The 211-nt window shown below is 51.2% G+C and carries 1 rRNA gene; it reads left to right on the forward strand.

What is annotated here, in order from left to right:
• Positions 1-211, forward strand: a 23S ribosomal RNA gene (locus tag LI288_RS14265); the annotation flags it as partial.

The following is a 211-nucleotide window of genomic DNA, read 5'->3' on the forward strand; positions in this document are numbered from 1 at the left end:
CGTAGCCGATGGACAACAGGTTGAAATTCCTGTACTGCATTAAATCAGAACTGTGGGGACACAGAAGGAAGGCATGAGCCGGAAAAGGAAAATCCGGTGCAAGCATGGGAGGGGTATGACAGGCAAAACCGTCATGCAACCCGAGAATGTGACGCGGAGCGAACAAAAGTAGCGAAGCATGCTTACCGGCTGTCGAGAAAAGCCGCTATTG

The sequence above is a fragment of the Lachnospira pectinoschiza genome (assembly GCF_020564355.1).
GTDB lineage: Bacteria > Bacillota > Clostridia > Lachnospirales > Lachnospiraceae > Lachnospira > Lachnospira intestinalis.